Source organism: Mycobacteroides chelonae CCUG 47445, from assembly GCF_001632805.1.
Lineage (GTDB): Bacteria > Actinomycetota > Actinomycetes > Mycobacteriales > Mycobacteriaceae > Mycobacterium > Mycobacterium chelonae.
In genome coordinates, this window is the sequence record NZ_CP007220.1 from 4,308,676 (window position 1) to 4,320,281 (window position 11,606).

Here is an 11,606-nt window from a genome sequence, read left to right on the forward strand (position 1 = left end):
AAGCACAGCTGATGAGCCTGCAGACCATCGAAACCACCGAACCTGCCCAGGAGCTCATCCGCATCGCCACGGCAGGCAGCGTTGACGACGGCAAGTCCACCCTGATCGGCCGCCTGCTGTACGACTCGAAGTCGATCTTCGCCGATCAGCTGGCCGCCGTGGAAGCCAGCAGCAAGGCCAAGGGCGAGACGCATACCAACCTGGCGCTACTCACCGACGGGCTGCGGGCCGAGCGTGAGCAGGGCATCACCATCGATGTCGCGCACCGCTACTTCTCCACGCCCGCACGCAAATTCATCATTGCAGACACCCCAGGGCATGAACAGTACACCCGCAACATGGTGACCGGCGCCTCGACCGCAGACCTGGCAATCATTCTGGTCGATGCGCGCAACGGGCTGACGCAACAGACGCGCCGGCACGCGTTCATCACCTCGCTGCTCGGTGTCGAGCACGTGGTGCTGTGCATCAACAAGATGGACCTGGTCGACTGGTCACCTCAGCGTTTCGACGAAATCAAAGAGGAATTCCGCAGATTCGCCACCAAACTGGAGCTGCATGACCTCACCGTCATTCCAGTGTCCGCACTCCTGGGCGACAACATCGTCACCCGGTCCACGAATACTCCGTGGTACGAGGGTCCGTCGTTGTTGCATCATATTGAGCAGGTACATATTTCGTCGGACCGCAATCTGATCGACGCGCGCTTTCCCATCCAGTACGTCATCCGCCCCCAGGGCGGTGCGGCGGCGCCGGGCGCCGAGCACATCACCGACCTACACGACTTCCGGGCCGTGGCCGGAACCGTTGCCAGCGGCGTATTCAAACCTGGCGACGAGATCGTCGCGTTGCCATCAGGTTTCACCTCAACGGTATCCGCGATCTGGGGGCCGGGCGGCGCGGTCGTGGATGAGGCCTTCGCCGGAAGCGCGGTAAGCGTACAACTTGCCGACCAGCTCGACCTGGGCCGGGGCGACATGCTCTGCCGACCGAACAACCGGCCACTGGTAGGCGGCCAGATCGATGCCATGGTGTGCTGGTTCACCGATGTGTCTACCCTCTCCGAGGGATCGCGATTCGTGATGCAGCACGCCAACTCGACCGTGAAGGCCGCCGTTGCCGGCCTCGACTACCGGCTCGACGTGAACAGCCTGCACCGGGATCAGGAAGCAAAAGAACTGAAGCTCAATGAGATCGGACGGGTGCAGCTGCGACTGCAGCGACCGATCATGTTCGATCCCTACCGACGCAACCGGACCACCGGCAGCTTCATCCTGGTCGACGAGGCCACCAACAACACGGTCGCCGCCGGCATGATCTCCGGCCCGACCCTGCACCAGTCCAAGGTGATATGGCACTCGTCCGCGATTTCTCGCGAGGAACGCTCCACCAAGGGCGGGACAATATGGATCACCGGGCTCTCTGCATCCGGAAAGTCCACCGTCGCAGTTGAATTGGAGCGGCGACTGGTGGCGATGGGTATCCCCGCCTACCGGCTCGATGGCGACAATCTGCGGCACGGCCTCAATGCGGACCTCGGATTCTCAGCGGCCGACCGCGCCGAAAACGTACGCCGCGTGGGCGCAGTCGCCCAGATTCTCTCCGACTCTGGGGTGGTCGCAGTGGCCGCGCTCATCAGTCCGTATCAGGCCGATCGGGACAAAATCCGGGCCCAACACGAAAAGGCTGGGTTGCCGTTCGTCGAGGTGTTCGTCGACACTCCCGTGGAGATCTGCGAGCAGCGCGACCCGAAGGGCATGTACGCCAAGGCCCGCGCCGGGGAGATCAGCGATTTCACCGGAGTCAACGCACCCTACGAGGCCCCGGTAAGTGCCGAGCTGGTGTTGCGCCCACAGGAAGGCAATCCAGAACAGCAGGCGGCCGCGATCCTGGAGTACTGGTTGTCGGTCTAGCGCTCGGTTTCCAATTCGTTGACCACCGAGTCCACGACCGCACCCAAGTCGCCGTCATGCTCTTCGGCCACCCGCCGCTGACGCTGATAAGACCCGCCATGGCGGTAGATATCCTCCACGGCAGCCAGCTCGGTCTCGCATTCCAACAGCCGCGCGATGGGTTGCAGCCGAGTCAGCAGATCGTCGAGGTCCTCGGTCACCAATCTCTCATTGCTGTCCTCATCCAGGATGATGACCGCATCGAGCCCGTAACGCGCACTGCGCCACTTGTTTTCCTGAACATGCCAGGGCGGCATCGTGGGCAACGACTCCCCCGCCTCCAGCTTGCGGTCCAGGTCCACCACCAGACAGTGCGTCAGTGCCACCAAGGCCTCGAGTTCGGCGACGTTGGAGATCCCGTCGAAGATCCGGACCTCGACGGTGCCCAGCGCCGGTGAAGGCCGGATATCCCAACGGATTTCGTTGAGTTGGTCGATGATTCCAGTCTTCATCTGATCGTCGACAAAGCCCTCGAACTGCTCCCAGGTCTGAAAGTGGAATGGCAGACCGGCGGTGGGCAACTGCTGAAACATCATGGCCCGATTACTGGCGTATCCGGTGTCCTGCCCCTCCCACATCGGGGACGACGCAGACAGAGCCAAAAGGTGCGGGTAGTAGTTGAGCATCGAGGTGACGATCGGCATCACCTTGTGCTTGGAGGAGATGCCGACGTGCACGTGCACACCCCAGATCAGCATCTGACGTCCCCACCATTGAGTGCGGGCAATCAGCTCGTCGTATCGCGGCGCATCGGTGAGCTGCTGCGCCGACCACCGGGCGAAGGGATGCGTTCCGGCGCAAAACAGCTCCATGCCCATCGACTGCACGGTCGGTCGCACGGTAGCGAGGGTCGTCTGCAGGTCATCCATCGCCTCGGCGACCGTCCCGCAGATGCCCGTCACCACCTCGATGGTGTTACGCAGCAGCTCCTTGTGCACATGCGGTGTCTCGCCAATCACTTTCAGTACGGCGGAGGCCTCGTTGGTGAGGTCTCTGCTCTGGGCGTCGACGAGCGCAAATTCCCACTCAACCCCCAGCGTGGGTCGCGGTGACCCGCGAAATTCGATCGGGCGGGCCACTCTGGCGGCTAGCCCGCGTCGATGAGACCGCAGGCCACACGCTTGCCCGCATCACCCGTCGACTTGGTGGTGTCGTCGGGGCCTGCCGTGCCGTTGGCCTGGGTGTAGCGCTCGGGAGGAATGTTGGCGAAGTTGTCGGCCTTCTCGTGGATGATGATCGAAGTGCCATTGCCAGCAGTCAGATCATCCTTGGTGAACGAGTCTGCGGTGGTAACCAGCTCACCAGAGCCGTCCTTGAGAATGTTCAGCGACACCAGGTCGCCGCTGGACGGATGACCGGTGTAACCGGGAACGTTGAAATGCCCGCCTGCGGAGAGGAAATCACCCGGGGTGCCGCCGGCCGGCGCGGTCGAGTTGGGATCGCACTTCTTGAAAGAGTGAATGTGCAGTCCATGGAAACCCGGGGTGAGCTTGCCGTTCTCGGTGGTCTTCACGGTGATGATGGCGTGCCCGTCCTGGAAAACGAACTCCGCGGACGCCACCGGAGTGCCGTCGGCAAGCTTGAGCGTGGCATTGAGCTTCTCTCCCGAAGGGATCGGCCGCTCGCCTCCCCCGTGTCCGCCGTGCTCGCCCGCGGCCGACGGCGCGGTGGAACCGGTCCACACCGGAGGTGTGGTGCCCGGAGTGGTGCTGGCGGGCTGATCCGGGGAGCATCCGCTCAGGGACAAAGCAACGGCAGCAAGGGTTCCGGCGGCGACAACGGCGGGCTTAACCATGGGCCTCATCATGCCATCTCTCCTACGGCCTGTAGCACTCGCAGTGCCGATCCGTCAGATCGGTCAGATGGCGACAGCGACAACGACACCCGGCGGCTGTTCCACGAGCTCGGGTGCACGCGGTGCGGCCTGAACACCGAGCACCTTGGCGATTTCGTGGGCAGCTTCTTCTTCTCCGGCGGTCTTACCGAAGAAGACGGTCGTGACGTTCACCTCGGGCATCGGCAGGTTGCCCACTTCGGCTACCTTCCAGCCTGCGGCCGTGACCTGGTCGGCGGCACCCCGCGCCAGGTCGGGCACCGAGGTGGTGTTGTACACACGAACCTCCGGCTTCGGCGCGGGCGGCGGTGTCGTCGACTTGGGGGCTGCGGCGGCGCTGACCGATGTGGACGTCGAGTCCGATGACGCGGACTTGTCCGATCCGAGAGCGTTGAACCCGACGAGCAGGAAAATCACTCCGAGAAACAGCAGCACCATCACCATGGCGCGAAGCGGCAGGCCATGAGAATCGGGTACGCGTTCGTTCATTGTGAATCCACTCTACGGTCCGAGGGCGCCAGCACCTATTCAGCCGGCCGCTCCGAGACAGCTATGTGACCTCAAACCCCAGGCGACGCGCGGCACGGGCCTTCTGGCGACTCGCACGCAGCCGACGGAGACGTTTAACCAGCATCGGGTCGGCAGCCAGGGCCTCTTGACGATCTACCAGCGCATTCAATACCTGGTAGTAGCGGGTGGCCGACATGCCGAAGAGCTCCTTGATGGCGTCTTCCTTGGAACCCGCGTACTTCCACCACTGCCGTTCAAAGGCCAGGATGTCGTGCTCGCGCCGGCTCAGACCAGCAGCGATCTCGACTCCGTCCGAGCCGACGGCAGGCGAATCCTGACCAGCATTCGCAGCCTTCGACTGCTCAGCTCGCGCCTGGGCGCCGTCCATAAAAGCTCCTGACCCAACCGGGGCGTTTGTCGTCTGTCTCTTGATCGATCGCGTTCACTGCAACACTGAAAATAACAACACTGTGGTTCGGCGATATTTAACCACGCTCAAACCGCAACTCCGGCTAGCCAACCCCGCGCGTCGGCTCTCAATACCAAGCCGATAGCTTGCCTTCCGTGGCTATTGTTCCCATCCGCATTGTCGGCGACCCGGTGCTGCACACGCCTACCGAGCCCGTTCCGGTCGGTCCTGACGGTTCGCTACCCGACGATCTGCCCGAGCTGATCGCGAACATGTACGAGACCATGGACGCCGCCAACGGCGTCGGGCTCGCCGCCAACCAGATCGGCGTGCCCCTGCGCCTGTTCGTCTACGACTGCGCCGACACCCGCGGCGGCGGAACCCGCCATCGCGGCGTGGTGATCAACCCGGTCCTGGAAACCTCCGCCATCCCCGAGACGATGCCCGACCCCGATGACGACGAAGAGGGCTGCCTGTCGGTACCCGGCGAGTCCTTCCCCACCGGACGCGCGGACTGGGCGCGGGTCACCGGCCTGGACGCCGACGGCAAGGAGATCACCCTGGAGGGCAACGATCTGTTCGCGCGCATGCTGCAGCACGAAACAGGACACCTCGACGGATTCCTCTATATCGACATGCTGATCGGGCGCAATGCCCGAGCCGCTAAGCGTGCCGTCAAATCCAACGGTTGGGGCGTACCCGGATTGAGTTGGACACCAGGCCAAGTCGCCGATCCCTTCGGGCACTAGAGCGACCCTGCACCGTGGACCTGCCCGAACTCGGTACGCGGGTCGCCATCCGCAGCCAACGGCCTGCTGGCTCGGTGCCCCCGTTCACCGATACCGTCGGCGAACTAACGGCAACACATCCGGCGGTACGCGTAGTACATAAATCCGGTGCGGTGGTGGATATTTCGCCCCTCGATATCGTCTCAGTGCGCGTATTGCCCCCAGTTCCGGTGCTGAACCGGGACATCAGATCCGCGCAGCGAGCAGCGGCCTTCGCCTGGCCGGGTATCGAACACGCTTGGGTGGACGGCTGGTTCGTGCGGGCCGCGGGCGGGTACACACATCGCGGCAACTCTGCTGTCCCACTGGAGCATTCGGCATCCCCTCGGTCGCTCGGCGATGTGGGTGCCTGGTACTCCGCACACCAGCTACCCACCCTGTTGTGCCTGCCCGACCGGTTGGTGCATCCACCCGAGACACTGGTGACGAGCGAGGAAACCGTGGTGATGGTGCGTGATCTGGCCGGGTCGGATGGCCCGCCCCTACCTCCGGCACCACCGCCGGATTGGCTTGCCCTGCACGGAGATAGCCACCCCCTGACGGTGCCGGTGCTGACCGCGGTGATCGACGGGAAACTGGGCTTCGCGTCCGTCGCCGGTGACGGTCCCGCCGTGGCCATCGCGCGCGGCGCCGTCACCGAGGGCTGGCTCGGCATCTCCGCGGTACGGGTGGCCGAGACCCATCGACGCCGGGGGCTTGCCCGACAGGTGTGTGAGGTACTGCTGGGCTGGGGGGCCGCGCAGGGCGCGCGCCGCGCATACGTCCAGGTACGGGCGGAGAACACGGCGGCGCTCGCGCTGTACCCGAGCTTGGGTTTTACCGAACAACACCGATACCGGTATGCACGTATCGAGGCTGTCAGCATCGAAAAGTAGGGTGACGTCATGCGATTGGCCACCTGGAATGTGAACTCCATCCGCGCCCGTGCCGACAGGGTGATCTCCTGGCTGGAACGCTCCGGCACCGATGTGCTCGCGATGCAGGAGACCAAGTGCTCCGACAAGCAGTTCCCCATGCAGGCGTTCACCGATGCCGGGTACGAGGTGGCACACGTGGGACTGAGCCAGTGGAACGGAGTGGCCATCGCCTCACGAGTCGGGCTGGACGATGTGACCGTCGGATTCGAGGGTCAGCCCGGGTGGGCGTCCGGCGCGGATGTCGAGGAAGCCGCCGAGGCCCGAGCGCTGGGCGCCACCTGCAACGGAGTGCGGGTATGGAGCCTCTACGTCCCGAACGGCCGGACGCTGCAGGATCCGCATTACCAGTACAAGCTGCGGTGGCTCTCTGCTCTACGTGACGAGGCCGCCGGCTGGCTCGCAGCCGATCCCGCGGCACAGGTGGCGCTGGTGGGTGACTGGAACATCGCACCCACCGACGACGACATCTGGAGCGTCGAGGCCTACGAGGGCAGCACCCACGTGTCCGAGCCCGAGCGCACCGCGTTCACCGCGATGAACGACGCCGGATTCGCCGATGTGGTGCGGCCGTTCACTCCCGGTCCGGGCGTGTACACCTACTGGGATTACACGCAACTGAGCTTCCCCAAGAAGCGCGGGATGCGCATCGACTTCGTCCTCGGCTCACCGGAATTCGCCAAACGGGTGGGCGACGCCCATATCGACCGTGAGGAACGCAAGGGCAAGGGCGCGAGCGACCACGCTCCGGTCGTCGTCGATCTGGACTGACACCGGCGCGAAGTTTCCCGCAGCAAATCCTCCCCGCGCTACCCTCAGAGAACTACTGATCGAGGGGGTAGCGCATGATGCGCCGGTTCCACGCGTTGGTGATCGCTCTGATGCTCACCATGGCCGCCTGTACGTCGCCGCCCAACGGCATCGAGATCGTGACCAACGGAGAAACACCGATGGGACCGACGCCGTCAACCACCACCAGCGCGACGGCGAAACCGCGGCCCACTGTTCCGCTGCCGCCTCCGACCGGCAACATCGGAGACGTCAAGCTCAAACATCTTTTTTACGAGGCGATCCGGCTCTCCGGGTCGATCGTGGCGCCGACGATCATCGACGGCCGATTCAACAGCCCGGGTTGGCCGACTCTGCTCTATCGGCGGGATAACTCTGACGAGCTGCTCGACTACGGATACGTGACCGGCATGAGCCTCTCGCGCGAGCCGGTTACGCCGAACAACGACGCCACCGCCCTACTGGGAATCAAGATCCGGCTGTTCAAAGACGACGCGTCCGCGGCTGCGGCGACGGAAGCCCTGTTCAGCCTCCGAAACCAACTGGACCCCAGCGAATCCAAACGCGTAGAGACCGTGGAGATTCCAGGCTTTCCGGCCGCCAAGGCCTACGCCACACACAAGAACTACGGCCAGTCCGTCTACGCGGAAACTGTGGCGTATCTCCAACGGGGGCGACTCGTGGTGCGGGTTGACGTCAGCCAGCAACCAGACGTCGAGAGCGTGGAAATCCTGTCCCGCTACCTCACCCGGCAACTCCAGGAACTGGAGCACTTCACGCCCACACCGGTTGACCAATTAAGCTCGCTCACATCGCCTTTCGACCCCGACGGATCCTTGCTCAAGCTCGCCACCGACAAGACCTCGTTCAACCCGAGCGGTAGCGGCGCCGTATTCGACGCGCGCGGTGCGGCGCTGTTTCACACCGACATCCCGGCCTGGCTTGAGATCTATCGCGAGACCGGCGTCGACCGGTTCATCGTCGCCGACAGCACTCGAGTGACACGCGCGGGCGATGAGACGGGCGCCAAACGTCTACTGGACGCACTGCGACCCGAGTTACTGGACAGGAAGGATTACGGCCCGCCGAGCACGCCGTCCACCGTGCCGAACGCCGAATGCCTGCAGTACAAATCGGGGACGGACAACGACCCGCTCTTGACCTGCCTGTTCCAGCAAGGACGGTATGTCGCATGGGTACAGGGCGCCCTGTCCGTGATCGGTCAACGGGTCCAGGATCAGCGGAACCGGCTTAGCTAACAGAAATCAGCTACGGACGACCCTCTCACCGTATGCTTCTGCGCATGGGTGGGGACGATCCCGTCAACGAATCCAACGAGCCGGAGAATCGCAGGTTCCTGGATCGCTATTCGCTGAAACGATTGCACCAGGTCGCGATCGTCGCGGTATTGGCGACGACGGCGGCTTTCGGCGGATTGGAAACGGCTGAGCCGATGACGCCGGTAGCGCTGGGGTCCTCGTATTCGAACGGCGTCTACACGATCACACCGCATCGTGTCGCCGAGATCTGTGACCCCGCACGCCTGCCGACCCGCAACCAGTTGTTGTTGCAGAAGGCCGCTAAGGAGCGCCAGCTCGTGGGCCTGTTCGCGACAGTGGAGAACACCGCCGACTCGTCCGGGGTGGTGTTGCACGACCTCAAGCCGAGTAACAATGCCGTATTCAGTCTGGTCGGCGACGACGTTCGAGATGAGGGCGCCTATGGGCCCTACGGCCTGGTATCGGTCCTCCAACCGGGAAAGGTCCAGGACGTGATCGTCGTTTGGGGATTCCCGTTCGGCAAAGCGCACCCCGGCGATGACGTCACCATCAAGATGTCCGACTTCGAACGAGCCGCCGGGGTTGCCAATACCGTCACCACCTGGGGCGCCACGGGTCATTACGGCGAGCTTCGCACCACCATCGGCAGGTGCGAGTGATGCGGCGAAATCGGGCCATCATGGCAGTCCAGGTCGTTGTTTGCGCCCTGCTGCTCGCAGGCTCGGCCTACCTGTACATGAATGTGCCGAAACGCACCGACTCGTACGCGCCGCTCCTGGTGCACGGCACCGCGCCGGCACCCACCGCGGGCCGCAATCTGTCGGTGACCGTACATCGAGTGTTCTCGGCGCCTGAAGTCCGCGTGAAGTCTTCGGTCAGCGACTCCAGCGTCGACACCTACCAGACCAAGGGGCGCTACATCGCGATCGATCTCTCCTATGAGACTGTCCGCACCCCCGACAGGATCGATTTGCAGCTCGAGGCCGACCACCGCAACATCGACCGGGAGAACTTCGCCGCCACTAAGGCCTCCGGGCAACCAGGTGTCAGCGCGCGGAAGACATGGGTTTTTGACGCCCCAGAGCCTCCCAAGTCGCTCAACCTTCTCGCGATCATCTTCCCGGATAACGACTTTCGCATGATGCAGGGCTGGGTCGACTCACAACTCCTGATCGTCATTCCACCCGAAATGATTCAAGAGCGGCCAGTGCTGACACTCGTGAACGAGCAGGTCGTTCCATGAGAAATTGGCTGCAGCGCAACATCATTGGAGTGGTACTGATCGTTGTCGGAGTGCTCATCTTCGGCATCACGGTGGGCTATCCCTCGTGGAAAGAGAACCTTGGGACCGATATCCCCGCCGCCACGGTGCCCGCCGGGGCCACGGTCAAGATCGATGGCGTGCTGTGGCGGATGCGTGCTCTGGACATGCCTACTCCCGCGTACTCCAAGTACGACTCTCCACAGCCGCCCGGAACACGTTTTGCGGCGTACGCATTCGACCGATCCAGGGACGGGAAGCCGGCCGCGCTCGATGAGGGATGGGCGATGTGTCGCGCCACATTGGTCGACCAGAACTATCGACACTGGTATGGACAGGCAGGAACACTGCCGGTCTCGGTGTCGGATTGGACCCGGAAGCAGGGGTATGACACCTGCAATACCGCCGGCTCATTCGCCGTCGTCATGGTGGTGCCGGAGGACGCCGACATCACCGCGGTGGACGTCGAGTTCGCACCCGAAAAAGGAAGCGCGAAAAAATACCGCTACGTGCGGTTCATACCTCCGTCGTGACCGACGGCCGCGAGGCTCTTTCCACACAATGCCAGTACATCGCCACCACAAGACATACCCGAAGCGGATCGATCAGCGCGCCAATCGCTGTCCGGATGGACTCGCGATACGACGCCCACCAGATCCACTCATGCGGCCCCAGCAGCATGGCCACGCCGCGCCACATGTACCCGTCGGTCACGTAGACGTTGAAGTAGGCGCCGTTGGGATCCAAGACCACGGTCCCCATGAATACAAAGACGAAGAAACACAACGTCACTGGTCCGGAATGCAATGTGAGCCGCAGAGTGTCTCGCAGTTGGTCGGCTATACCCAGCAGGCTTCGGAAGATTTCGGACGCACGTGTCTGGACGATGACCGGCAGCCGCTGCCAACGTTCCTTCGCAGCGAGGCCGGTCCGACTTGCCACATCGGTAACGCGGGAGCCCTGAAGTTCACCGAACGCCGCTTGGCTGGCGCCGGCCCACGTGGTTTGCGGCCGAGCGGCATAGACGGTTCCCACGATGGCAATCCACGTCACCGCCAACAACACCGCCAACACGGTCGGCCCTACTGCATCGGTGATCCACTTCCACACCTGACCGAGGAGGCTGAAGTGCGCGAGAAACCGCTCCTTCTGCTCGGAGTACCAGACGATGACCTTGCGCTCGGATACCCATTTCGGGCTTCCCACAAGCCGATTCGACGCAGCGTTAAGCAGCAGCACCACCCACAGAGCCTGCAGGTAGACGGCCACCAGCTGGGTCCAGGCAGGGAGCTTCTCGGAATACCTCGTCAAAGCGCCACGGGCGACGAACGCGATCAGTATCGCCAGATATGCCCGCCAGTCGCTGGGAGTCATGAACTCCTGGGCCTGCGTCAACGTCCTCTCAGGGGCGCCGCCGGAGTAGGCCGCGTAGGAGAGGTCGGCGTTCAATGACCCCAGGTACAACGCATAGTCGGCCAGAATGAGCCGCCACGCCGCGAAGAGCACGAACACCGGAAGGATCGTCCTGAGCACGATGCCCACAAAGGCCTGATACCGCGACTGGCCATCGGTGTTCTCATGGGGGAGGTTCGTCTCCCCGCGTATGACCAAGAACATCAGGATGTACGTGCCGAGTCTGGCCAAGGCCGCCAACGGCATGATCAAGTCGCCCCAGAATCCACCGAAGTGCACGCCCACGTAGACGGCCAGTTTGATCAGCCAATGCCGGGCGAGCCAGCCGACGAGCCAAACTCCGATGAGCCGCGGCCAGCAGCGCCACCACAAGAACCCGGTGCGGCGCAGCAGATCCACCGGACCGCTCATCCCCCACGCTGCCATAGGCAAATAGTAGTCAGCTAGGCCAGCCAA

13 protein-coding genes are annotated in these 11,606 nt (G+C 63.4%); 8 read left to right on the forward strand and 5 right to left on the reverse strand.

The window, feature by feature from the left end:
• The first annotated feature begins 11 nt into the window (after nucleotides 1–11).
• Entirely contained in the window at nucleotides 12–1,913 is a 1,902-nt protein-coding gene (cysC, locus tag BB28_RS21090) for an adenylyl-sulfate kinase (protein ID WP_046256044.1), read from the forward strand.
• Here the strand turns inward: cysC and BB28_RS21095 are convergent.
• From BB28_RS21095 to BB28_RS21110, 4 genes are all read right to left on the reverse strand, one after another.
• On the reverse strand, nucleotides 1,910–3,031 hold the full coding sequence (locus BB28_RS21095; protein WP_046254920.1) for a glutamate--cysteine ligase: 1,122 nt from the start codon (nucleotides 3,029–3,031) through the stop codon (nucleotides 1,910–1,912). The genes cysC and BB28_RS21095 overlap by 4 nt on opposite strands.
• Before the next feature lie 8 nt (nucleotides 3,032–3,039).
• Nucleotides 3,040–3,759, reverse strand: coding sequence for a superoxide dismutase[Cu-Zn] (gene sodC, locus BB28_RS21100; RefSeq protein ID WP_046254921.1), 720 nt, complete (start codon nucleotides 3,757–3,759; stop codon nucleotides 3,040–3,042).
• A 51-nt stretch (nucleotides 3,760–3,810) separates the two neighbouring features.
• Complete coding sequence (locus BB28_RS21105) at nucleotides 3,811–4,275, reverse strand: LytR C-terminal domain-containing protein (RefSeq protein ID WP_030096300.1); 465 nt, start codon at nucleotides 4,273–4,275, stop codon at nucleotides 3,811–3,813.
• A gap of 61 nt (nucleotides 4,276–4,336) precedes the next feature.
• Nucleotides 4,337–4,684 (reverse strand): DUF3263 domain-containing protein, encoded by a 348-nt coding sequence (locus BB28_RS21110; RefSeq protein ID WP_030096299.1) that lies wholly within the window; start codon nucleotides 4,682–4,684, stop codon nucleotides 4,337–4,339.
• 176 nt (nucleotides 4,685–4,860) lie between these two features.
• Between BB28_RS21110 and BB28_RS21115 the strand changes: the two genes are divergently transcribed.
• The 7 genes from BB28_RS21115 to BB28_RS21145 all read left to right on the forward strand — a co-directional run bounded on the left by BB28_RS21115 (nucleotide 4,861) and on the right by BB28_RS21145 (nucleotide 10,270).
• Nucleotides 4,861–5,454 carry a peptide deformylase gene (locus BB28_RS21115; RefSeq protein WP_046254922.1) on the forward strand — a complete coding sequence of 198 codons (594 nt, stop codon included), beginning with the start codon at nucleotides 4,861–4,863 and terminating at the stop codon, nucleotides 5,452–5,454.
• 14 nt (nucleotides 5,455–5,468) lie between these two features.
• Nucleotides 5,469–6,368, forward strand: coding sequence for an N-acetylglutamate synthase, CG3035 family (locus tag BB28_RS21120; RefSeq protein WP_046254923.1), 900 nt, complete (start codon nucleotides 5,469–5,471; stop codon nucleotides 6,366–6,368).
• 9 nt (nucleotides 6,369–6,377) lie between these two features.
• On the forward strand, nucleotides 6,378–7,178 hold the full coding sequence (locus BB28_RS21125; protein WP_030096296.1) for an exodeoxyribonuclease III: 801 nt from the start codon (nucleotides 6,378–6,380) through the stop codon (nucleotides 7,176–7,178).
• A gap of 74 nt (nucleotides 7,179–7,252) precedes the next feature.
• The gene (locus BB28_RS21130; protein ID WP_225421953.1) at nucleotides 7,253–8,455 is read left to right on the forward strand and encodes a DUF7373 family lipoprotein; all 1,203 of its coding nucleotides are present in this window, start codon (nucleotides 7,253–7,255) and stop codon (nucleotides 8,453–8,455) included.
• A gap of 32 nt (nucleotides 8,456–8,487) precedes the next feature.
• Nucleotides 8,488–9,135 carry a hypothetical protein gene (locus BB28_RS21135; RefSeq protein ID WP_046254924.1) on the forward strand — a complete coding sequence of 216 codons (648 nt, stop codon included), beginning with the start codon at nucleotides 8,488–8,490 and terminating at the stop codon, nucleotides 9,133–9,135.
• Nucleotides 9,135–9,719: a hypothetical protein gene (locus BB28_RS21140; protein WP_046254925.1), complete on the forward strand. Its 585-nt coding sequence runs from the start codon at nucleotides 9,135–9,137 to the stop codon at nucleotides 9,717–9,719. Before BB28_RS21135 ends, BB28_RS21140 begins: the two co-directional genes overlap by 1 nt.
• Entirely contained in the window at nucleotides 9,716–10,270 is a 555-nt protein-coding gene (locus BB28_RS21145; protein ID WP_046254926.1) for a hypothetical protein, read from the forward strand. Before BB28_RS21140 ends, BB28_RS21145 begins: the two co-directional genes overlap by 4 nt.
• Here the strand turns inward: BB28_RS21145 and BB28_RS21150 are convergent.
• The gene (locus BB28_RS21150; RefSeq protein WP_046254927.1) at nucleotides 10,254–11,576 is read right to left on the reverse strand and encodes a hypothetical protein; all 1,323 of its coding nucleotides are present in this window, start codon (nucleotides 11,574–11,576) and stop codon (nucleotides 10,254–10,256) included. The two genes, BB28_RS21145 and BB28_RS21150, sit on opposite strands and share 17 nt — an antisense overlap.
• Nucleotides 11,577–11,606 lie beyond the last annotated feature (30 nt).

Coding starts and splice junctions, on each gene's coding strand:
- cysC (WP_046256044.1), top strand. CDS start 12: ATGAGCCTGCAGACCATCGAAACCACCGAACCTGCCCAGGAGCTCATC.
- BB28_RS21150 (WP_046254927.1), bottom strand. CDS start 11,576: ATGGCAGCGTGGGGGATGAGCGGTCCGGTGGATCTGCTGCGCCGCACC.
- sodC (WP_046254921.1), bottom strand. CDS start 3,759: ATGATGAGGCCCATGGTTAAGCCCGCCGTTGTCGCCGCCGGAACCCTT.
- BB28_RS21145 (WP_046254926.1), top strand. CDS start 9,716: ATGAGAAATTGGCTGCAGCGCAACATCATTGGAGTGGTACTGATCGTT.
- BB28_RS21130 (WP_225421953.1), top strand. CDS start 7,253: ATGATGCGCCGGTTCCACGCGTTGGTGATCGCTCTGATGCTCACCATG.
- BB28_RS21135 (WP_046254924.1), top strand. CDS start 8,488: ATGCTTCTGCGCATGGGTGGGGACGATCCCGTCAACGAATCCAACGAG.
- BB28_RS21125 (WP_030096296.1), top strand. CDS start 6,378: ATGCGATTGGCCACCTGGAATGTGAACTCCATCCGCGCCCGTGCCGAC.
- BB28_RS21140 (WP_046254925.1), top strand. CDS start 9,135: ATGCGGCGAAATCGGGCCATCATGGCAGTCCAGGTCGTTGTTTGCGCC.
- BB28_RS21105 (WP_030096300.1), bottom strand. CDS start 4,275: ATGAACGAACGCGTACCCGATTCTCATGGCCTGCCGCTTCGCGCCATG.
- BB28_RS21110 (WP_030096299.1), bottom strand. CDS start 4,684: ATGGACGGCGCCCAGGCGCGAGCTGAGCAGTCGAAGGCTGCGAATGCT.